Source organism: Bradyrhizobium sp. STM 3566 (genome assembly GCF_045571445.1).
Lineage (GTDB): Bacteria > Pseudomonadota > Alphaproteobacteria > Rhizobiales > Xanthobacteraceae > Bradyrhizobium > Bradyrhizobium vignae.
This window is the reverse complement of the sequence record NZ_CP120692.1, coordinates 5,163,431-5,184,588: the sequence shown is the minus strand read 5'-3', so window position 1 is coordinate 5,184,588 and position 21,158 is coordinate 5,163,431. Positions and strand designations below refer to the sequence as shown.

The 21,158-nt window shown below is 64.0% G+C and carries 17 protein-coding genes; 13 read left to right on the top strand and 4 right to left on the bottom strand.

Annotated elements, in window-relative coordinates:
- Positions 1–37: 37 nt before the first annotated feature.
- The 10 genes from ntrB to P6U27_RS24890 all read left to right on the top strand — a co-directional run bounded on the left by ntrB (position 38) and on the right by P6U27_RS24890 (position 12,278).
- On the top strand, positions 38–934 hold the full coding sequence (gene ntrB, locus P6U27_RS24935; protein WP_407192759.1) for a nitrate ABC transporter permease: 897 nt from the start codon (positions 38–40) through the stop codon (positions 932–934).
- An 11-nt stretch (positions 935–945) separates the two neighbouring features.
- Positions 946–1,740, top strand: a complete 795-nt coding sequence (locus P6U27_RS24930; protein WP_407192758.1) for an ABC transporter ATP-binding protein — start codon at positions 946–948, stop codon at positions 1,738–1,740.
- A gap of 341 nt (positions 1,741–2,081) precedes the next feature.
- Positions 2,082–3,461: an MFS transporter gene (locus P6U27_RS24925; protein WP_129145161.1), complete on the top strand. Its 1,380-nt coding sequence runs from the start codon at positions 2,082–2,084 to the stop codon at positions 3,459–3,461.
- A 180-nt stretch (positions 3,462–3,641) separates the two neighbouring features.
- Positions 3,642–4,070: a globin family protein gene (locus P6U27_RS24920; RefSeq protein WP_122406770.1), complete on the top strand. Its 429-nt coding sequence runs from the start codon at positions 3,642–3,644 to the stop codon at positions 4,068–4,070.
- A gap of 10 nt (positions 4,071–4,080) precedes the next feature.
- Positions 4,081–5,298 carry an NAD(P)/FAD-dependent oxidoreductase gene (locus P6U27_RS24915; RefSeq protein WP_407192757.1) on the top strand — a complete coding sequence of 406 codons (1,218 nt, stop codon included), beginning with the start codon at positions 4,081–4,083 and terminating at the stop codon, positions 5,296–5,298.
- Between the two features lies 1 nt (position 5,299).
- The gene (locus tag P6U27_RS24910; protein ID WP_407192756.1) at positions 5,300–8,005 is read left to right on the top strand and encodes a molybdopterin-dependent oxidoreductase; all 2,706 of its coding nucleotides are present in this window, start codon (positions 5,300–5,302) and stop codon (positions 8,003–8,005) included.
- Between the two features lie 231 nt (positions 8,006–8,236).
- Entirely contained in the window at positions 8,237–9,133 is an 897-nt protein-coding gene (locus P6U27_RS24905) for an SMP-30/gluconolactonase/LRE family protein (protein ID WP_407192755.1), read from the top strand.
- Between the two features lie 19 nt (positions 9,134–9,152).
- Complete coding sequence (locus P6U27_RS24900) at positions 9,153–9,992, top strand: aldo/keto reductase (protein WP_407192754.1); 840 nt, start codon at positions 9,153–9,155, stop codon at positions 9,990–9,992.
- A gap of 159 nt (positions 9,993–10,151) precedes the next feature.
- A complete protein-coding gene (locus tag P6U27_RS24895) occupies positions 10,152–11,138 on the top strand; it encodes a DMT family transporter (protein ID WP_407192753.1) in 987 nt (328 codons plus the stop codon).
- Positions 11,139–11,198: 60 nt separating this feature from the next.
- Entirely contained in the window at positions 11,199–12,278 is a 1,080-nt protein-coding gene (locus P6U27_RS24890) for a zinc-binding dehydrogenase (protein ID WP_122404364.1), read from the top strand.
- Between the two features lie 86 nt (positions 12,279–12,364).
- On the opposite strand, the gene P6U27_RS24885 is transcribed toward P6U27_RS24890, so the two are convergent.
- The gene (locus P6U27_RS24885) at positions 12,365–12,826 is read right to left on the bottom strand and encodes an Lrp/AsnC family transcriptional regulator (RefSeq protein WP_027571162.1); all 462 of its coding nucleotides are present in this window, start codon (positions 12,824–12,826) and stop codon (positions 12,365–12,367) included.
- A 132-nt stretch (positions 12,827–12,958) separates the two neighbouring features.
- Between P6U27_RS24885 and P6U27_RS24880 the strand changes: the two genes are divergently transcribed.
- Both P6U27_RS24880 and P6U27_RS24875 read left to right on the top strand, forming a co-directional pair.
- Complete coding sequence (locus tag P6U27_RS24880; RefSeq protein ID WP_407192752.1) at positions 12,959–15,319, top strand: transketolase; 2,361 nt, start codon at positions 12,959–12,961, stop codon at positions 15,317–15,319.
- Positions 15,320–15,639: 320 nt separating this feature from the next.
- On the top strand, positions 15,640–17,070 hold the full coding sequence (locus P6U27_RS24875; protein ID WP_407192751.1) for an aldehyde dehydrogenase family protein: 1,431 nt from the start codon (positions 15,640–15,642) through the stop codon (positions 17,068–17,070).
- Between the two features lie 270 nt (positions 17,071–17,340).
- Here the strand turns inward: P6U27_RS24875 and P6U27_RS24870 are convergent, their stop codons facing one another.
- The gene (locus P6U27_RS24870) at positions 17,341–18,306 is read right to left on the bottom strand and encodes an SMP-30/gluconolactonase/LRE family protein (RefSeq protein ID WP_407192750.1); all 966 of its coding nucleotides are present in this window, start codon (positions 18,304–18,306) and stop codon (positions 17,341–17,343) included.
- 91 nt (positions 18,307–18,397) lie between these two features.
- Between P6U27_RS24870 and P6U27_RS24865 the strand changes: the two genes are divergently transcribed.
- A complete protein-coding gene (locus P6U27_RS24865; protein ID WP_407192749.1) occupies positions 18,398–19,219 on the top strand; it encodes an NAD-dependent epimerase/dehydratase family protein in 822 nt (273 codons plus the stop codon).
- Between the two features lie 35 nt (positions 19,220–19,254).
- Here P6U27_RS24865 and P6U27_RS24860 read toward each other — a convergent pair whose 3' ends face one another.
- Positions 19,255–19,818 carry a hypothetical protein gene (locus tag P6U27_RS24860; RefSeq protein WP_407192748.1) on the bottom strand — a complete coding sequence of 188 codons (564 nt, stop codon included), beginning with the start codon at positions 19,816–19,818 and terminating at the stop codon, positions 19,255–19,257.
- A gap of 33 nt (positions 19,819–19,851) precedes the next feature.
- The gene (locus P6U27_RS24855) at positions 19,852–21,027 is read right to left on the bottom strand and encodes a TAXI family TRAP transporter solute-binding subunit (RefSeq protein ID WP_122404359.1); all 1,176 of its coding nucleotides are present in this window, start codon (positions 21,025–21,027) and stop codon (positions 19,852–19,854) included.
- Positions 21,028–21,158: the final 131 nt, after the last annotated feature.

The window sequence follows — 21,158 nt, the reverse complement described above, 5'->3', positions numbered from 1 at the left end:
GGCGGCCGCGTCCTTGCCAAGCCGGAGAGAGATAGCGATGAACATGACTGCCACGAAGATCGAGGGTGAGACCGCGACGCCTGCCGCAACCGTCGCGCCAGTCGTCGCGCTAACGCCGAAGCGTCCTCCGCGCACTGAGGCTTACGCACGCATGGCACGCGAGACGGCCGTGCGCGTGATCCCGCCGCTGGTCGTGATCGCGCTGCTCACGCTGGTGTGGGAGCTGGTCTGCCGGAGAGCCGGCTCGGCACTGCCGCCGCCGTCAAAAGTGTTTGCGGACACCAGGGAGCTGATCTTCGATCCGTTCTTCGATCATGGCGGCATCGACAAAGGCTTGTTCTGGCATCTGTCCGCCAGTCTTCAGCGCGTCGCTTTCGGCTACTCGCTCTCGGCGGTCGCAGGCATCGCGCTCGGCGTTCTGGTCGGGCAGTCGGTCTGGGCGATGCGCGGGCTCGATCCGTTGTTCCAGGTGCTCCGCACCATTCCGCCGCTGGCCTGGCTGCCGCTCTCGCTCGCGGCATTCCGCGACGGCCAGCCCTCGGCGATCTTCGTCATCTTCATCACCTCGATCTGGCCGATCATCATCAACACCGCGGTCGGCATCCGAAACATTCCTCAGGATTACCGCAACGTCGCCGCGGTGGTGCAGCTCAACCCGCTCGAGTTCTTCGCAAAGATCATGATCCCGGCGGCGGCGCCCTACATCTTCACCGGCCTTCGCATCGGCATCGGCCTGTCGTGGCTTGCGATCGTCGCAGCCGAAATGCTGATCGGCGGCGTCGGCATCGGCTTCTTCATCTGGGACGCGTGGAACTCCTCGCATATCAGCGAGATCATCCTGGCGCTGTTCTATGTCGGCATCGTCGGCTTCGTGCTGGACCGCCTGATCGCGGGCCTCGGCAAGTTCGTAACCCGCGGCACCGCGCAGAACTGAGGAGAAGGTACATGACCACCTATCTGAAGCTCGACCACATCGACAAGGTCTTCACCCGCGGCGTCGCCTCCACGGAGGTGCTGAAGGACATCAATCTCACGATCGAAAAGGGCGAATACGTCTCGATCATCGGCCATTCCGGCTGCGGCAAGTCGACCCTGCTCAACATCATCGCAGGGCTGACCGGCGCCACCACGGGCGGCGTGCTGCTGGAAAACCGCGAGGTGAACTCGCCGGGGCCTGATCGCGCCGTGGTGTTTCAGAACCACAGCCTGCTGCCGTGGCTGACCGTCTACGAGAACGTCAAGCTCGGCGTCGACAAGGTCTTCGCCAAGACCAAGTCGCGCGCCGAGCGCGACGCCTGGGTGATGCACAATCTCAACCTCGTGCAGATGGCCCATGCCAGGGACAAGCGTCCTTCGGAAATCTCCGGCGGCATGAAGCAGCGCGTCGGCATCGCGCGGGCGCTGGCCATGGAGCCGAAGGTGCTGCTGCTGGACGAGCCGTTCGGCGCGCTCGACGCGCTGACCCGCGCCCATCTGCAGGACTCGGTGATGGCGCTGCATCAGAAGCTCGGCAACACCATTCTGATGATCACCCACGACGTCGACGAGGCCGTGCTCCTGTCCGACCGCATCGTGATGATGACGAACGGGCCGAGCGCGCGCATCGGCGAGGTGTTGGAGGTGCCGCTGGCGCGCCCCCGCAAGCGGCTCGAGCTCGCGACCAACACCATGTATTTGAAGTGCCGGCAGCGCGTGCTCGAATTCCTCTACGAGCGTCACCGCTTCGTAGAGGCCGCGTAAGCCAAGGGTCTAATGCGCGAAACGTCCGCGCCTAAATAATCGACAGCTCGCTCAATCCTTGTGCGCCGCACAAGGATTGAGCGAATCGCAAATTTTGCGAGCGAAAAAGCCCTGCAAGAATTTCGGGCAATACGAATAACATCCTGAAATCCCTGTATTTTCAGCGTGCGCGCAATTGGCACGGAAATTGAACCGTCTTTGCGCGACGCCAACGAAGACGTCCCTCAACATCATCAATCAGCATCGTGAACTCGCCACCGAGGTGAAGCCTCGGAGCGTGCCTCCGTGGCCCGGAGGCCAAGCCTGCAACGACGCAGCGGTGAGCCTAGAAGGGATACTCAATGACGAAGAATCCTACTTGGATTTCAGACTGGCGCCCCGAAGATGAGGCGTTCTGGAATGCGACTGGCAAGACCATCGCGCGACGCAACCTGATCTGGTCGATTGTGGCCGAGCATATCGGCTTCTCGGTCTGGCTGATCTGGAGCATCGTGACCACCAAACTTCCGCTGGCGGGCTTCCACTACACCACGGACCAGCTGTTCCAGCTCGTCGCGGTGCCGGGCCTGATCGGCGCCTTGATGCGCTTTCCCTACACCTTCGCGGTGACGACGTTCGGCGGCCGTAACTGGACCATCTTCAGCGCGGCGATCCTGTTCATCCCGACGCTGTCGCTCGCCTATTTCGTCAGCCAGCCCGACACGCCGTTCTGGCTGATGTTGCTGATCGCGTCGACCGCCGGCCTTGGTGGCGGCAACTTCGCCTCCAGCATGACCAACATCTCCTTCTTCTTCCCCGACCGGATGAAGGGATGGGCGCTGGGCCTCAACGCCGCCGGCGGCAATATCGGCGTTTCCAGCGTGCAGCTCTTGACCCCGATCCTGATGACGCTCGCCGTCTTCAATCTGTTCCAAGCCACTCCCGTTGACGGCATCTTCCTCCAGAATGCCGGCCTGATGTGGGTGCTGCCGATCGCGATCGCGGTGTTCGGTGCGGTGTTTTTCATGAACAACCTCACCACGGCCAAGTCTTCGGTGAAGAACCAGCTCGCCATCGTCAAGCGCAAGCACACCTGGATCATGGCGTATCTCTACATCGGTACGTTCGGGTCCTTCATCGGCTACTCCGCGGCATTTCCGCTGCTGATCAAGACGCAGTTTCCGACGGTGACGATCGCGATCGCCTTCCTCGGCCCGCTGGTCGGCTCGCTGTCGCGTCCGCTCGGTGGCTGGCTTGCCGACAGGATCGGCGGTTCGATCATCACCTTCTGGAATTTCATCGTGATGGCGGGCGCCACCATCGGCGTGCTCTACTTCGTCGGGCAGAAGGATTTCATCGGCTTCCTGTCGATGTTCCTGATCCTGTTTGTGACGACGGGCATCGGCAACGGCTCCACCTACCGCATGATCCCCTCGATCTTCCGCGAGGAGAACCTGTTCAAGGTGCGCGGTAAGGGCGATGTCGCGCGTGCGGCTGCCCTGAAGGCCGCGGGCATCGAGAGCGGCGCGGCGGTCGGCTTCATCGGCGCGATTGGTGCCGTCGGCGGCTATCTGATCCCGAGCGGTTTCGGCAAGTCGATCGCCATGACCGGCGGGCCGCAGCTCGCGCTCGCAATCTATCTCGCCTTCTACGGATCCTGCCTCGCTCTGACCTGGTGGTTCTACCTGCGTCGCGGCCCGCAGGGGGAAGGCGCGCCAAGCCTCGCCGAAGCGCGTGTGTAGAGCATGATCCGGAAAAGTGTGAAGCGGTTTTCCGACCAGATCATGCTCAGAAGATAGACACTTGGCACGAATGTCGCTTCTCCCCGTACGCGGGGAGGAGTCCCTCTGGTGACGTTTGACCCATGAACTTTTTCCGCAATGGCGCGGACGAAGGCAGACCGAAACGGACAGGAGAACATCATGACGCCAGAACAGATCACTCTCATTCAGCAGAGCTTTTCCAAGGTTGCGCCGATGTCGGAGCAGGCCGCGGTTCTGTTCTACGATCGTCTGTTCGAGGTGGCTCCGTCCGTGCGCGCGATGTTTCCCGAGGACATGACCGAACAGCGCAAGAAGCTGATGGGCATGCTCGCCGCCGTCGTCGGCGGCCTGTCGAACCTCGAGACGATTCTTCCCGCGGCCTCGGCGCTCGCCAAGCGTCACGTCGCCTATGGCGCCAAAGCCGAGCACTACCCCGTGGTCGGCGCCACCTTGCTGTGGACCCTGGAGAAGGGGCTTGGCCAAGCCTGGACGCCCGAACTCGCCACTGCCTGGACCGACGCCTATGGCGTGTTGTCCGGTTACATGATTTCCGAGGCCTACGGCGCACAAGCGCAGGCCGCCGAATAGGAGATGTCTTGTGAGTGAACCGCTGGTCATCGTCGGTAACGGTATGGCGGCCGCGCGTCTGGTCGACGAGCTCGCCAAGACCGCGCTCGGCCGCTACGCGGTCGCCGTGATCGGTGAAGAACCGCGGCTCGCTTACAACCGCGTGCTGCTCTCCTCCGTGCTGGCCGGCGAGACCGGCTCGCACGAGATCGAGCTCAGGCCGGCGGACTGGTGGCGTCATCGCGGCGTCACGGTGCGCTACGGCTATCGCGTGACCGAGATCGATGTCGGCCGCCGCGAGCTCAAGATCGCCGGCGAAGAGAGCATGGAATATTCCAAGCTGGTGCTCGCCACGGGATCGACGCCGCTGCGGCTCAACGTGCCGGGCGCCGATCTCGCCGGCGTGCACACCTTTCGGGATACGCGCGACGTCGACCTGCTGTTGACGCTGGCTGCGGCGAAGAAGCGCGTCGTCGTCGTCGGTGGCGGACTGCTCGGACTCGAGGCTGCCTACGGTCTCGCCAAGGCCGGTGCCCCCGTGACGCTGCTGCATCTGATGGACCGGCTGATGGAGCGCCAGCTCGATGCGCCCGCGGCCGACCTGCTCAAGATGTTGGTCGAGCGCAAGGGCATCCGCATCCTGCTCAACGCCAGCACGAAGTGCATCCACAGCGACGGTCATGTCCAGGCTGTCGAGCTCGCCGACGGCAGCCGCATCGAGGCCGATGCGGTGATCTTCGCCGCCGGCATCAAGCCGAACGTCGCGCTGGCGAAAGAGGCGGGGATCGCGGTCAATCGCGGCGTCGTCGTCAACGACGTCATGCAGACCTCCTCGTCCGACATTTTCGCGCTCGGAGAATGCGCCGAGCATCGCGGCACCTGCTACGGCCTGGTCGAGCCCGCCTATGAGCAGGCGCGCGTGCTGGCACGGCATCTCGCCGGCCGGCCCGCCGCCTATCAGGGCAGCGTGGTCTCGACCAACCTCAAGGTCTCCGGCGTCAGCGTGTTCTCCGCCGGTGACTTCATGGGCGGGGAGGGCAGCGAGAGCCTCGTGCTGTCGGACCGCAGGCGCGGCACCTACAAGAAGCTCGTCATCACCGACGGCCGGCTCACCGGCGCGGTGCTGATCGGCGATACCGTCGATGCGCTCTGGTACCTCGAGCTGATCCGCAATCGCGACAAGGTGGCGGCGATCCGCACCGACATGATGTTCGGCCGCGCGCTGGCGCTCCCTTCGAAAGCGGCTTGATATGACGGCGATCGATCCAAATCTCCGCACCACCAAGACGACGTGCCCCTATTGCGGAGTCGGCTGCGGCGTGCTGGCGACGCCGGACGGCAGGGGCGGCGCGGCGATCGCGGGCGATCCTGATCATCCCGCCAATTTCGGCCGGCTGTGCTCCAAGGGCTCTGCGCTCGGCGAGACCGTCGGGCTCGAAAGCCGGCTGCTCTACCCGATGATCCGCTGCAAGGGCGTGCTGGAGCGGGTCGCCTGGAGCGATGCGCTCGACCATGTCGCCCACCGCATGCAGCACATCGTGGCGCGCGACGGCGCCGATGCGGTCGCCTTCTATCTCTCCGGCCAGCTCCTCACCGAGGACTATTACGTTGCCAACAAGCTGATGAAGGGCTTTGTCGGCACGGCGAACGTAGATACCAACTCGCGGTTGTGCATGTCGTCCTCGGTTGCCGGCCATCGCCGCGCCTTCGGCGCCGACACCGTGCCCGGCTGCTACGAGGATCTCGACCAGGCCGACTTGCTCGTCTTCGTCGGCTCGAATGCGGCCTGGTGCCATCCGGTGCTGTTCCAGCGCATGCTGAAGAACCGTGGGGAGCGCGGCGCGCGCATGATCGTGATCGATCCGCGCCGCACCGACACCGCGAGCGATGTCGATCTCTTCCTCGGCCTCAAGCCCGGCACCGACACCGCGCTGTTCTCCGGCCTGTTCGTCCATCTCGCCGACAACGGCGCGCTCGATCAGGATTACATCGCGCAGAACACGAGCGGATTCGACGATGCGCTGGCGCGTGCGCGGGGCATTGCCGGCAGCGTCACCGCGACGGCGCTTGCCACGGGCCTGTCCGAGCAGGACGTCGCCAACTTCTTCAAGATGTTTCGCGAGACCGCGAAGGTCGTCACGCTCTATTCGCAGGGGGTCAACCAGTCGGCGCAGGGCACCGACAAGGTCAACGCGATCCTGAACTGCCATCTTGCCACGGGCCGCATCGGCAAGCCTGGTGCCTCGCCGTTCTCGCTCACGGGCCAGCCCAACGCGATGGGCGGCCGCGAGGTCGGCGGCCTCGCCAACATGCTCGCCGCTCACATGGGTTTCACGCCGCCCGACATCGATCGTGTCAGGCGGTTCTGGAAGGCGCCGCGCATTGCGACCCATGAGGGATTGAAGGCGGTGCAGCTGTTCGAGGCGATCAACCGCGGCGAGGTCAAGGCGCTGTGGGTGATGGGCACCAACCCGGCGGTGTCGCTGCCAGATGCCGACATGGTTCGCGATGCGCTGAAGAAGCTCGAACTGTTCGTCATCTCCGAGAACGTGCTCTCCAACGACACCGTCGAAGCCGGCCCGCACGTGCTGCTCCCGGCGCTGGCCTGGGGCGAGAAATCGGGCACGGTGACGAATTCCGAGCGGCGCATCTCGCGCCAGCGCTCGTTCCTGCCGGCGCCGGGCGAGGCGCGCCCCGATTGGTGGATCTTGAGCGAGACCGCAAAGCGCCTCGGCTTCGGCGACAGTTTCAACTACAAATCCGCCGCGGACATATTCCGCGAGCATGCCGCGCTCTCGGCCTTCGAGAACGACGGCAGCCGCGATTTCGACATCGGCGCGCTGACCTCGCTGTCGGACGAAGCGTTCGATGCGTTGAGGCCGGTGCAGTGGCCGGTGCGGGAAGGCGGGCTGCCTGGCGAGCGGTTCTTCGCGCAGGGCGGCTTCTTCACCAATGACGGCAAGGGCCGCTTCGTCGCGCCGGAGGTGCCGGCGCTGCGCGGCGAGACGGGTCCGGCGCGCCCCTTGCGGCTCAACACCGGGCGCATCCGCGACCAATGGCACACCATGACGCGCACGGGTCTCAGCCAGCGGCTGGGCGCGCATCTGCCCGAGCCGTTTGTCGAGATCCATCCCGACGACGCCAGCAAATACGGCATCGCTCATGACAGCTATGCCCGGATCACCACCGATTACGGCCAGTGCATCTTGAAGGCTGTCGTCAGCGAAGGGCAGCAGCGCGGCACGCTGTTCGTGCCGATCCACTGGAGCGCGATGAACACCTCGCATGGCCGGGTTGGTGCGCTGGTGCAGTCCTTCACCGACCCGTTCTCCGGGCAGCCGGAATCCAAAGCGACGCCGGCTGCGATCGCGCCCTATGAATTCGTGTTCCGCGGGTTTGCGCTGTCGCGCAAGCAGCTCGACCTGCCGCCAAACCTGTTGTGGACCCGCGTCACGGTCGCCGGCGGTTTCGGCTATCTGTTCGCCGACAACGCGGATCTTTCGCGCTGGCCCGCCTGGCTCGAGAACGTCGCGGGCGAAGACGTTGCCGAATATCGCGACTTCGGCGGCGGGGTCTATCGCGCCGCCTCGTTCGCGGGCGACCGCATCGACACCTGCCTGTTCGTCGGGCCCGCGCACGACGCCGGCGATTGGGAGGTGGTCAAGAGCCTGTTCGTCGCCGATCAAGTCACCGACGATCAGCGCCGCATGCTGCTATCGGGCAAGTCCAGCGAAGGCGCCGCCTCGACCGGCCCGATCGTCTGCGCCTGCTTCGGCGTCGGCCGCGGCACCATCTGCGACAGCATCGCCAGCGGCGCGCGCACCGCCGCCGAGATTGGCGCCAAGCTCAAGGCAGGTACCAATTGCGGCTCCTGCATCCCCGAGCTGAAACGTCTGATCGCCACGACGGAGGTCGTGCCGGCGAAGCAGGCGAAGGTCGCGGGCGCGGCGGGGTAGGGGCGTCGTTCCCGGTCGTCGCCGCGGACTCTGCTGTCATCGCCCGGCTTTGACCGGGCGATCCAGTACTCCGAGACGGCAGTGGGTCATCGAGAAGCTGCGGCGTACTGGATTCCCCGCCTTCGCGGGGAATGACAGTGAGGGCGGGGCGGCCATGCCCCGCCCCAATCGACGCGCCCCCGATTGTGCCCTATGCTGCCGCGCTCCGCCTCAACATCCATAATAACAATCATGTACCTGGAAACGCCGCCGCGCCTGATCGAGACCAGGCTGTTTTCCGCGATGCCCGACAAATTCCGCCGCAAGGGCGAGCGGACAGATTGGGCCGACGCCAACCGACCGAATGTGCCGACCGACAGTTTCATCGAGGGGCCATCCTTCGACAGGAACGGCAATCTCTACATCGTCGACATTCCCTTCGGTCGCATTTTCCGTATCGCGCCCGATGGCGATTGGTCGCTCGTAGTCGAATATGAGGGCTGGCCGAACGGGCTGAAGATCGCAGCTGGCGGCCGCATCCTGGTGGCCGACTACATGCACGGCATCATGGAGTTCGATGCCAGAGCCGGGCGCGTCAAGCCCATCCTGACCGCGCGCAATTCGGAATCGTTCCGCGGCTGCAACGACCTGCACCTTGCGTCCAATGGCGACATTTATTTCACCGACCAGGGCCAGACCGGCCTGCATGATCCCAGCGGCCGGGTCTATCGGCTCGCATCGAATGGACGGCTCGATTGCCTGATCGACACCGGCATCAGCCCGAACGGCCTCGTGCTCGACCCGACCGAGACCGTGCTGTTCGTCGCCATGACGCGCGACAACGCGGTGTGGCGGATGCCGTTCATGAAGGATGGCAGCGTGTCGAAGGTCGGTCGCTTCTGCTCGCTGTTCGGCACCAGCGGCCCCGATGGCATGACCATGGATGCCAAGGGCCGGCTGTTCGTCGGCCACGCTTCGCTCGGCCACGTCTTCGTATTCGCGCCCAACGGCGAACTGATCGCGCGGATCAAGTCCTGCGCGGGACCGAATTGCACCAATGTGGCGATTGGTGGCGAAAACAAGGATCGGCTCTATATCACGGAGTCCTCGACCGGCAGCGTGCTGGTCGCGGATATCAGCGGTCTCTAGAGCACCTGAAGGAATAAACATGAACACAAACCCTTTCGGCAAGACCGGCGCCAACGTTTCCGTCATCGGGCAGGGCACCTGGTATCTCGACCACGGCGACCGCAAGCGCGCGATCGCGGCGCTTCAGCGCGGGCTCGATCTCGGCATGACTCATATTGACACTGCCGAAATGTATGGCGATGCCGAGCTCGTCATTGCGGATGCGATTGCAGGCCGGCGCGATGAGGTGTTCCTCGTTTCAAAAGTGCTGCCGAGCAACGCCTCGCGCCGGGGAACCATCACGGCGTGCGAGCGCTCGCTGAAGCGGCTCAAGACCGATCGTCTCGATTGCTACCTGCTGCACTGGCGCGGTTCCTATCCGCTGGAAGACACCGTCGCGGCATTCGAGGAACTGGTGAAATCAGGCAAAGTCAAATCCTGGGGCGTCTCAAATTTCGATGCCGACGATCTGGACGAGATTCTCGCTGTCTCCGGCGAAGGGCGGATCGCCTGCAATCAGGTGCTCTATCATCTGAAGGAACGCGCCATCGAGCATGCCGTGATCCCGTGGTGCGTGCAGCATGGCGTGGCCGTCGTCGCCTATTCGCCATTCGGTCACGACGATTTTCCGGCGAGCAACAGCAGGGGCGGCGCGGTGCTCGCGCGCATCGCGGAGGCGCGTCGTGCGACGCCGCGTCAGGTCGCGCTGAGCTTCCTCACCCGTGCGACTACGGTGTTTGCGATCCCGAAGGCGTCATCCGCGGAACACGCCGGGGAAAACGCGGAGGCTGGCGATCTCGTGCTGACGAAAGAGGAGATTGCGGCGCTCGATGCGGCGTTTCCGCGCGGGCCGCAGCCGCGCAGCCTGCCCATGTTGTAGTGCAGCAAACGCGCATTATTAATGGAGCATTGACATTAATGGAGCATTGACGCGCGCGGCGATCAGCGCATATCGGCATCCTGTTTTCGGAAGTTGTGAACGCGGCGCATTTGTCGTTTTTTAGAGACGCTCGATTCGCTTTTTTCCCGAGTTCCAGCCGTGACCCCGCCGCCAGCCGCAGCCGCAAGGCTCGACAGTATTTCCGTGCCCGTCCCCGAGAAGAAGCATGTCGGCCGCCGCGCACCTGCGCGCGTCGACCATCCCTTCAAGGGCATCGCACTGATCTTGCTTTCGACCGTGTTTCTCGGCTTGTCCGACACCGCCGCGAAATATCTCTCGACCAGCCTGCCTTCGATCGAGATCACCTGGATCCGCTTCCTCACCTTCGCGCTGATCTTCACGCCGGTGATGCTGCGGTCCTCGCCGTACTACGCGATGCGCACCGAGCGTCCCGGATTGCACGTGATGCGCGGCGCGGTGCTGCTCGGCTCCTCGTTGTTCTTCATTACGGGCCTCGGCTTCCTGCCGATCGCGGAGGCGTCCGCCACCGGCTTCGTCGCGCCGCTGTTCGTCACTGCGCTCTCGATCGTCTTCCTCGGCGAGAAGGTCGGCATGCGCCGCTGGTTCGCGACCGCGCTCGGCCTCGTCGGCGTGCTGATCATCCTGCGCCCGGGCACCAGCGCGTTTCATCCAGCGGCGTTCTTCCCCGTCGTCTCCGCGGCCTGCTGGGCCGGCACGCTGATCCTGACGCGGATGATGAGCGGGCGGGAAGCCGTCGTCACCACCATGGCCTATTCCTCGCTGACCGGCCTTGCGATCCTCACCGCAATCGTGCCGTTCGTCTGGGTGACGCCATCCTGGACCGCGATCGCACTCGGCATCTTCATCGGGGTTGCCTCGACCGCCGGTCAGTGGATCGTCGTGCTGGCCTATCGCTATGGCGATGCTTCGGTGCTGGCGCCGTTTTCCTACTCGCAGTTGTTGTGGGTCAGCATTCTCGGTTTCTTCATCTTCGGCGAGGTGCCGAGCATCTGGACCATCGTCGGCGCGGCCTTCATCGTCGCGAGCGGTCTCTACATCGCCCATCGCGAGCGCGTCCGCCGCGCCCAGCTCCTGGTTCTGGAAGAGCGCTCCCCGAACGCCTGACGCAATATCGCGGTTTCCACTTCGTGCTATCAAAGGCTCCAACGATGAGGGAGGAGCCCGATGCGCGCCGCGATTTTCAGGAACGGAGAGATTGTCGTCGATCGGATCGCTGAGCCGAAACCCGGCAATGGTCAGGTCCTGGTCAAGACGCTCGCCTGCGGCATCTGCGGCTCCGATTTGCATGCACGTCAGCACGCCCCCCGCATGGTCGAGATGGCGCGGAAAGTCGGGCGCAAGCCGATGGACCTTAGCCGTGACGTCGTGTTCGGGCACGAGTTCTGCTGCGAGATCGTCGATTACGGTCCCGGCACGGCACGCAGGCTCAAGCGGGGCACACACGTCTGCTCGCTGCCGGCGCTGGTGACACCTGGGGGTGTCGAAGGCATCGGCTATTCCAACGACAACGTCGGTGGCTATGCGGAGGCGATGCTGCTGAGTGAAGCGCTGCTGCTCGAGGTGCCCAACGGACTTGCGCCGGAGCACGCCGCGCTCACCGAGCCGCTGGCGGTCGGCGTCCACGCCGTCGCCAAAGCCAATATAAGCGGCGGCGAAGTGCCGCTCGTGATCGGCTGCGGCCCCGTCGGGCTCGCGGTGATCGCCGCACTCAAGATCAGGGGCCTGCATCCGATCGTCGCTGCCGATTATTCCCCGGCGCGTCGCGCGCTGGCGGCAAAGCTGGGTGCCGACATCGTCGTCGATCCCAGAGTTTCGCAGCCCTACGCGACCTGGGCGGAGCACGCGCAGATGTCGGAAGCCGAGAAGGCGGCGCGGTCCCCGTTCCAGGCCATGCAGCCGGCGCTCAAGCCCGCGATCATCTTCGAATGTGTCGGCGTGCCCGGGTTGCTCCAGCAGGTGTTCGAAGGTGCCCCGCGCGATGCGCGCATCGTCGTGGTCGGCGTCTGCATGGAGACCGACAGAAGCGAGCCGATGCTCGGCATCATGAAGGAGCTCAATGTGCAATACGTGCTCGGCTACACGCCGGAGGAATTCGCGGCGTCACTTCGGCTGATTGCCGAGGGGCAGGTGGATGCGGCGGCGATGGTGACGGCGAAGGTCGGCATCGACGGCGTCGCGAAAGCCTTCACGGATCTCGCCAACCCTGAAGCCCACACCAAGATCATCGTGCAGCCGTGGCGATGATGGTGTAGCCGCAGCGGCAGTGCGCTCCCTCCCCCGCATCCGTCTTCGCCAAGGCTTCGGCGGACAAGAGCGGTGACCAACGGCCATCACACCGGCAGTGCGATCGAATACTTCACCTGGCTCAGCGCAAAGCTCGATTCGATCGAGGCGATGCCGTCGAGCCGGGTCAGCTTGGTCTTCAGGAATGTCTCGTAGGAGGCGAGGTCGGCAGCGACGACGCGCAGCAGATAGTCGCGATTGCCGGTCATCAGATAGCACTCCAAGACCTCGTCCCATTTGGAGATGGCACGGGCGAAGCGGTTGAGGTCCTCCTCCTTCTGCCGCGCCAGCTTGATCGAGATGAAGACGCTGACATGCAGCCCCAGCGCCTTCTGATCCACGGTCGCGACGTAGCGCGAGATGACGCCGCGCTCCTCCAGCAGCTTGACCCGGCGGTGGCAGGGCGAGACCGAGAGCCCGACCTTGTCGGCGAGCTCCTGCATGGTCAGGCGGCTGTCGTTCTGGAGGTGGCTGAGGATCTTGCGGTCGATGGCGTCGAGCTCGGGCATTGGGATGGAACCTGCATCTTGCGGCACTACATTGGTAAAATATCCCAAAATCGGTGGGTATGGCGCGAAAAATTGAGAAGTTTGACGCGGCTCGCAGGCGTATGATCGGTGCATATTTCCCGGAGCATCGCCATGCCCGTTGATTCCGCCCGTCTCGACACGTTGACCGCGCTCGCCCGCAAGACGCTGTGGCTGTCCTCCTGGACCATCCACCACGCCAACCATGTTCGTCCCAATGCGGATGGCCTCAAGGTCGGGGGCCACCAGGCCTCGTCCGCCTCACTCGCGACCATCATGTCGGCGCTGTATTTCCATGTGCTGCGCCCTGAGGATCGCGTCGCGGTGAAGCCGCATGCGAGCCCGGTGTTCCACGCCATCCAGTATCTGTTCGGCCGCCAGACCCGCGAGAAACTGGAGCACTTTCGCGGCTTCAAGGGCGCGCAGTCCTATCCCTCGCGCACCAAGGACGTCGACGACGTCGATTTCTCCACCGGCTCGGTCGGCCTCGGCGTCGCGCAGACGCTGTTCTCTTCGCTGGTGCAGGACTACGTCAAGGCACACGGCTGGATGAAGGATCGCCGCGAGGGGCGGATGATTGCCCTCGTCGGCGATGCCGAGATGGACGAGGGCAACATCTTCGAAGCGCTTGCCGAGGGCTGGAAGCACGGCCTGCGCAACACCTGGTGGGTGGTCGACTACAACCGCCAGTCGCTCGACGCCGTCGTGCGCGAGGGGCTCTGGGAAAAGTTCGAGACCATGTTCCGCAATTTCGGCTGGGACGTGGTGATCGTGAAATACGGCCGCCTGATGCGCGAGGCATTTGCGGAACCAGGCGGCGAGGCGCTCAAGCGCTGGATCGACAATTGCCCGAACGCACTCTATGCGGCGCTGTGCTTCCAGGGCGGTGCTGCCTTCCGAAAGCATCTGCACGACGAGATCGGCGACCAGGGCCCGATCACCAAACTGATCGACAAGCGCAGCGACGAGGAGCTGCTGGCGCTGATGTCGAATCTCGGCGGCCACGATATGGCGAGCATGCTGGAGGCTTTCGACTCCATCGACCACGATCGCCCCGTCTGCTTCATTGCCTACACCATCAAGGGCGTCGGCCTGCCATTCCAGGGCCACAAGGACAACCACGCCGGCCTGATGACCGTCGCGCAGATGGAGAAGTATCGCGACAGCCAGAACATCCGGCCCGGCCATGAATGGGACAAGTTCGAAGGGCTGACGCAGGATGCGGCCGAACTGGAAGCTTTCCTCGCGCGGGTGCCGTTCAATCAGGACGGCCGCCGGCTGACGGCTCCCGTCGTCGAGGTGCCCCAACTCACGTTCAAGCCATCGCCGCAGATGTCGACCCAGCAGGGCTTTGGCCTCGTGCTGAACGAGATCGCGCGCAGCGACAGCGAATTGGCAAAGCGTATCGTCACGACCTCGCCCGACGTCACCGTCTCCACCAATCTCGGCCCGTGGGTGAACCGGCGCGGCCTGTTCGCCCGCGCGGAGAAAGCGGACTTATTCCGCAGCGAGAAAATTCCATCGACCTATAACTGGGATGCTTCGCCCAAGGGCCAGCATCTCGAGCTCGGCATTGCCGAAATGAACCTCTTCATCATGCTCTCGGCGCTCGGCCTGTCGCACCAGATCAATGGCGAGCGCCTGCTGCCGGTCGGCACGCTCTACGATCCCTTCATCGAGCGGGGTCTCGATGCGCTGAACTATGCCTGCTACCAGGATGCACGCTTCATGGTGGCGGCGACGCCGTCCGGCATCACGCTCGCGCCCGAGGGCGGCGCGCATCAGTCGATCGCAACGCCCTTGATCGGCATGGCGCAGGATGGGCTCGCCTCGTTCGAGCCGGCCTTCGTCGACGAGCTCGCCGTGATCATGGCTTTCGGCTTTGACCACATGCAGCGCGATCCAGGCGAGGGCGGCTCGGTTTACTTGCGCCTCTCCACGCGCAGCATCGAGCAGGCGCAGCGGATCATGACGCCGGAGCTGAGGCAGGGCATCACGGATGGCGCCTATTGGCTGCGCAAGCCGGGCCCGAATGCCGAGGTCGTGATCGCCTATACCGGCGCAGTCGCGCCCGAGGCCATCGAGGCGACCGGCTTCATCGGCGAGAGCCGCCGCGACGTCGGCCTGCTCGCGATCACCTCGGCCGACCGGCTGCATGCCGGTTGGACCGCCGCACGGAAATTGCGCCGCGACCGTCGCGGTCTGCAGCATCTGAGCCACATCGAGAAACTGCTGGCGCCGCTGCCGCGCGACTGCGGCATCGTGACCGTGATCGATGGCCATCCTGCCGCGCTCGGCTGGCTCGGCAGCGTCCGCGGCCATCGCGTCGAGGCGCTCGGCATCGAGCAGTTCGGCCAGACCGGCACCATCGCTGACCTGTATCGGCATTACGGTATCGATGCCAATGCCATCATCGATGCGGCCGAGAGCCTCACCACCGGCGCGCCGGTGCTGCATCGGAAGATGGCGGTGTAGTCGAGGTAACTGCCTGCATGGGCCCCGGCTCTGCAGCGCATCACTGAACTGGACGATGCTTCGCATCGCCAGGGAAGTGCTGCGCTACGTCCGGGGCAAGCGAGTGTTTGCACGCGCTCTGATCTCGTGTCCCGGACAAGGCGCGACATGAAATGTCGCGACGCTGAGCCGAGCCGCGCTTGCCTCGCTCCCGCCATCGGCTCATATAACCTCCGCTCGCCGCAACGCTGGCCCCGCATATGGCGGGTTCAACTGCCGGCGCTTTCGTGCAAGGATGCCTGCCGAAACGCCCCCTCCAAGCCCCCAAGAAGAGGTTAACGATGGTCAATCGCATGCAATTCTACATCGACGGCGCCTGGGTCGATCCCGCCGTCAAGAAGTCCACCGCCGTGATCAATCCGGCGACGGAAGAGGCGATGTACGAGGTTGCGCTGGGCTCCAAGGCCGATGTCGACAAGGCGGTCGCGGCCGCCAAGCGCGCTTTTGCGACGTTCTCCCAGACCAGCCGCGAGGAGCGCGTCGCGCTGCTGTCTAAAATCATCGAGATCTACAAGGGCCGTCTGAAGGAAATCGGTGCCGCCGTCTCCGACGAGATGGGTGCGCCGCTGCCGATGGCGGAGAAGCTGCAGGCCGGCGCTGGCCTTGGCCATCTGATGACCACGCTCGACGTGCTCAAGAACTATTATTTCGAGGAGCCGGTCGGCACCGCCATGGTGCTGCGCGAGCCGATCGGGGTGGTCGGCATGATCACGCCCTGGAACTGGCCGCTCAACCAGATCGCCTGCAAGGTCGCGCCTGCGCTCGCCGCCGGCTGCACGATGATCCTGAAGCCGTCGGAGTTCACCCCGACCTCGGCGCTGATCTTCGCGGAAATCCTGCATGAGGCCGGCGTGCCGAAGGGCGTGTTCAATCTCATCAATGGTCTCGGGCCCGAGGTCGGCGCCGCCATGAGCGAGCACCCCGATATCGACATGATCTCCTTCACCGGCTCGACCCGCGCCGGCATCGACGTGGCAAAGCGCGCGGCTCCCACCGTGAAGCGCGTCAGTCAGGAACTCGGCGGCAAGTCGCCGAACGTCATCCTCGAAGGCGCGGACCTGCAGAAGGCAGTGACCGGCGGCGTGATGCACATGTTCAACAACTCCGGCCAGTCCTGCAACGCGCCCTCGCGCATGATCGTGCCGCTGTCGAAGATGAAGGAAGTCGCCGCGATCGCGAAGGCCGTCGCCGACAAGACCAAGGCCGGCGATCCGCGCGGCGAAGGCACCACCATCGGTCCGGTCGTCAATCGCGGCCAGTGGGACAAGATCCAGGCCTTGATCAAGAAGGGCATCGACGAAGGCGCAACGCTCGTCGCCGGCGGCCCGGGCCTGCCCGAGGGCGTCAACAAGGGCTTCTACGTCCGTCCGACCATCTTCGCCGACGTCACCAACGAGATGACGATCGCCCGCGAAGAAATCTTCGGACCGGTGCTGACCATCATCGGCGCCAAGGACGAAGCCGACGCCGTGCGCATCGCCAACGACACGCCCTATGGTCTCGCCGGCTACGTCTCGGGCCCGACGGTCGATGACGCCAAGCGCGTCGCGCGCCAGATCCGCGCCGGCAACGTCAACCTCCAGGGCGCACCCAACGACCGCACCGCGCCGTTCGGCGGCTACAAGCAGTCCGGCAACGGCCGCGAGTGGGGCAAGTACGGCCTCGAGGACTTCCTCGAAGTGAAGGCGGTCGCCGGCTTCAACGCGGCGTAAGTTTCAGCGACCGAACGAACAAAGCGCCGGAGCGGGAAACCGCTCCGGCGTTTTCGTTTCGTCATTGCGAGCGAAGCGAAGCAATCCAGAATCCTTCCGCGGAGACAGTCTGGATTGCTTCGCTTCGCTCGCAATGACGGAAGAGGGATCTCGTAAGATGGGCAAAGGCGCGCTCTTCGCGTGACGTGCCCACCATCTTTCTTGCGACGAGTAAGAAAGGTGGGCACGCTTTTCGTCTTGCCCCCCTACGAGACCGTCACGGTGGAGAGCCTATCCCCCCACGCCCTGCGTGTTCACATACAGCGCATAGATCGACTGGCTCGCCGCCATGAATAGGCGGTTGCGCTTGACGCCGCCGAAGCAGAGATTGGCGCAGCGTTCGGGCAGGGCGATGCGGCCGATCATGACGCCGTCGGGCGCGAACACGACGACGCCGTCGAGCTCGGGATCGCCCATGCCCCAGCCGCACCAGAGATTGCCGTCGATGTCGCAGCGCATGCCGTCGGGCGTGCCGGGACCTGCGTCGATGTGAACGCGCTTGTTCGAGATCGTGGTGCCGTCAGGCGAGACGTCATAGGCGAGGATCTTTCGGTTCGGCACCCCACGCGATTCCACGACATAGAGGATCTTCTCGTCGGGCGAGAAGCACAGCCCGTTCGGCCCCAGCACACCCTCGGCGACGATGGTCGCCTTGCCGGTCGCGGGATCGAGCCGGTAGACGTTCGGCTCGATCTCGGGCTCGGCCTTGTAGCCCTCGTAATTGCCGAGCAGGCCGAAGGTCGGGTCGGTGAACCAGATCGAGCCGTCCGATTTAACGACGACATCGTTCGGCGAGTTCAACCGCTTGCCGTTGAATTGATCCATCAGCACGGTGATGCTGCCGTCATATTCGGTGCGCACCACGCGACGGCCGCCATGCTCACAGGTGATCAGCCGGCCCTGGCGATCCCTGGTGTTGCCGTTGGCGAAGTTGGAAGGTTTGCGGAACACGCTGACCGCGCCAGTTTCTTCCTCCCATTTGAGGATACGCTGGTTTGGAATATCGCTGCAGAGCAGATAACGCCCGTCGCCGAACCACACCGGCCCTTCGGCCCAGCGCAGGCCGGTCGCCAGCCGCTCCACCGCCGAAAGCTTCAGCCAGTATTTTTCGAAGCGGGGATCGAGTGCTCTTATCGCGGGGTCAGGGTAATAGGTCGCCGGGCGCCAGCCTTGGTTATGGGACGATGCATCGTTCATGTGCGGTTCTCGTTGTTGCGTTCCCTCTGTCCAAGTCTGCTAGCATCAGATATCTACGGCCGCAAATCGGTTGCAACGACGGGGGAACGACATGCGCATCTTGATGACGGGAGCTTCGGGCGGGATCGGAACGCGTCTGCGCAAATTGCTGCCGCCGATCTATCCGGACCTCCTGCTGTCCGACATCAAGCCGCCGGCCGATCTCGGAGCGAACGAGCAGTTCAAGGCGGCGGATCTCGCCGATCTGGCGCAGTGCGAGGCGATCTGCGAGGGCGTCGATGGCATCATCCATTTCGGCGGCTATTCGGTCGAAGGCACCTGGGATCAAATCCTCCAGGCCAACATCATCGGCGGCTACAATCTGTTCGAGGCGGCCTACCGCAAGGGCGTCAAGCGCGTGGTGTTCGCCTCGTCGAACCACGCGGTCGGCTTCTATCCGCGCCACCACAAGATCAGCACCGACGTCACGCCGCGCCCCGACGGCCGCTACGGCGTCAGCAAGGTGTTCGGCGAGGCGGTCGGTGCGCTCTACGCCGACAAGCACGGGCTGAAAGTCACGTGCCTGCGCATCGGCAATTTCGGCGACATGCCGCTCGACCAGCGCCGGCTCTCGATCTGGCTCAAGCCCGACGATTTGGTGCAGCTCTGCCGCATCGGGCTCGAACATCCCGACATCCATTTCGAAATCTTCTATGGCGCCTCCCTCAACGAGCGCGCCTGGTGGGACAACAGTCGCGCCTACGAACTTGGCTACCGCCCCACGGGACGCGCGGAGGATTTCCGCGAGCACGCGATGGCCGAGCAGGCCAAGCTGAAGCCGGATCCGGTCGGCGATTATTTCCAGGGCGGCGCGTTCTGCAGCATGGAGTTCGACGCCGATCCGAGCCGGATCATCGATTGGACTAAGCGGTAGTCGCCGGCCGGATGATCCACCGCGCGAGTTGCGCGTCATTTTGCAACGCGCGATTCCTGGTTCTTGGTCACATGCCAGAGCACCACATGGTAATGCGGCACGTCCACCCCGGGGTGACCCGCGTTGAAGTAGAGGCTGACGTGGTCAACCGGTGCTGCGGATCCCGCTCCCTCCAATGATTTGTGATCGTCGATGTCCTTGTTGGGGACCATGTACACGGTCGCCACCAGACGATCCCTGCGATCGAAGCACAGGAACGGCCCCAGCGGCAACGTGTCGGGCTTCACGAAAATGATGCCGAGGCCCGGAAAGAACTTTGGGAAATTCACGAGATCGCTGACCCGCTTGTATCCGTTTTTTTCGGCGACCTTCCGCTGATTGGATGGCGGACGAACGGTTTCGTGCTTCCTGTGCGCCTTGGTGCTTCGGTGAGGGGCTGTCCTGATGCGCTCGGCCTTGTCGGCCGGTGGCGCGTTGGACGGTGCGAGTGTCTGCGGCGTCGGCGGAAAGAAGGGAGCAAATTGGGCGGCAGAATGCCTCACATCGGCGATCAAGGCGAGCAACGCAGCCAAGGCTGCGCTCACAAGCGCGTTGCGCATCGACACCTCCCACATTTGCCTGCCAAATCTTGGTCACTTATCCGGATTGCGTTCTCGCCAGCGCAGGAAGTCCCGGAATAATTCTTCCCGGTCTGGCGGATTGTCGCTCGGCTTTCCTTCGAGGAACCGGCCGAACGCCTTGCGAAGCGCGGCCTCGCCGCCGGATTGTTGCTGGAGCCAGCGCTCTGCCGGCCGGAATCGTCGCCATCCGGGGAGCTCCGCGGCCAGGTTCACCTCGCGCCATTTGGGGTGATGTGCGCCCGTTAGAAATTCAGGAAAGCGCGTGAACAATGTCTGGACGAAGAATTCCAGCAACCGAAACCGCTCGCTGCCGCTCGGCCAGTTGTAGGCGAAGAGAGCGGATTTGATCGCGATCGTGTCGACGCTTGCTTCGGCGGCGATCATATTCGGGTAGTCCTTATGGCGGAGCGTCGATGGCAGATAATCTTGTTGCAGCAGCTCCTTGAAATAGGGGATTGGCAGGAGATGAATATTGTCGAGCTGCGAGACCTGAGTCAGGAAGCTGACCGGTTTTCCTGAGACGATCAGAGCGGCGGAGAGATCTCCCTTCCTCAGACCATCCAGCGCGGCCTCCGGACCCAAGTTCGTCTCGCTGATCTTGATGCCCAGACGGTTCAACACTTCGCGGCCGAGGATAGCGCCGGCACTGCCGTCGTCCCCGAGATCGACCCTCTTTCCCGAAAGCTCCGTCAGGCTTCCGATCTCCGGCCGCGCGAGAAGATGGAACTCTTCGATATGGAGCGGCGCAATGTAGGTCAGCCTGTCTGAAATATCCCCGAAGGTCCTTGTCTGCCGGAGCCGCTCGACCAGAGCGACGGGCGCGATCGCCACGTCGGCGCCTGCGAGAGTGAGCACATCGAGAACGTTGCGGACACCGCCGTTTCCCACCATTGGCAGAACCCGCAATGCGACCTGGCCCTGAGGACCGCTCTCTTGGCCGCCGGCGAGCGTGGTCGCAATGTCCTGAGCGAGCGCGAATTCAGTGCATTGTGGCGTGCCCGTTACGAAGCCCACCGTATACGGGTCCGCAGATCGCGCCGTCTCCTTTCTGGGAGTGCCTTCCTTTCTTGGAGACACTTTCGTGGATTCGCTCGGAGAAGCCGGCAGTCGCTTTTGCGCGAAAGAATCCTGGACCTGCCCGCCAAAGTAGGCCGCTGCAATCAATGCGATGAACAAACCGGCCCGCATCGCTCCGCAGACCCTCATTGTTCAAGCCGCTCGGTCAGCCGTGCGAGGTGACATGTTCCGAGAGACTGTCACCTGCCGCGTCCGAGGTGAGACCGAGGCTAATGCTTGGTCTTCCAACGCGGCCGGGGCAG

Bases quoted from the DNA above. Each gene is read 5' to 3' on its own strand.
- ntrB (WP_407192759.1), top strand. From the start codon at position 38: ATGAACATGACTGCCACGAAGATCGAGGGTGAGACCGCGACGCCTGCC.
- P6U27_RS24930 (WP_407192758.1), top strand. From the start codon at position 946: ATGACCACCTATCTGAAGCTCGACCACATCGACAAGGTCTTCACCCGC.
- P6U27_RS24925 (WP_129145161.1), top strand. From the start codon at position 2,082: ATGACGAAGAATCCTACTTGGATTTCAGACTGGCGCCCCGAAGATGAG.
- P6U27_RS24920 (WP_122406770.1), top strand. From the start codon at position 3,642: ATGACGCCAGAACAGATCACTCTCATTCAGCAGAGCTTTTCCAAGGTT.
- P6U27_RS24910 (WP_407192756.1), top strand. From the start codon at position 5,300: ATGACGGCGATCGATCCAAATCTCCGCACCACCAAGACGACGTGCCCC.
- P6U27_RS24905 (WP_407192755.1), top strand. From the start codon at position 8,237: ATGTACCTGGAAACGCCGCCGCGCCTGATCGAGACCAGGCTGTTTTCC.
- P6U27_RS24900 (WP_407192754.1), top strand. From the start codon at position 9,153: ATGAACACAAACCCTTTCGGCAAGACCGGCGCCAACGTTTCCGTCATC.
- P6U27_RS24890 (WP_122404364.1), top strand. From the start codon at position 11,199: ATGCGCGCCGCGATTTTCAGGAACGGAGAGATTGTCGTCGATCGGATC.
- P6U27_RS24885 (WP_027571162.1), bottom strand. From the start codon at position 12,826: ATGCCCGAGCTCGACGCCATCGACCGCAAGATCCTCAGCCACCTCCAG.
- P6U27_RS24880 (WP_407192752.1), top strand. From the start codon at position 12,959: ATGCCCGTTGATTCCGCCCGTCTCGACACGTTGACCGCGCTCGCCCGC.
- P6U27_RS24875 (WP_407192751.1), top strand. From the start codon at position 15,640: ATGGTCAATCGCATGCAATTCTACATCGACGGCGCCTGGGTCGATCCC.
- P6U27_RS24870 (WP_407192750.1), bottom strand. From the start codon at position 18,306: ATGAACGATGCATCGTCCCATAACCAAGGCTGGCGCCCGGCGACCTAT.
- P6U27_RS24865 (WP_407192749.1), top strand. From the start codon at position 18,398: ATGCGCATCTTGATGACGGGAGCTTCGGGCGGGATCGGAACGCGTCTG.
- P6U27_RS24860 (WP_407192748.1), bottom strand. From the start codon at position 19,818: ATGCGCAACGCGCTTGTGAGCGCAGCCTTGGCTGCGTTGCTCGCCTTG.
- P6U27_RS24855 (WP_122404359.1), bottom strand. From the start codon at position 21,027: ATGCGGGCCGGTTTGTTCATCGCATTGATTGCAGCGGCCTACTTTGGC.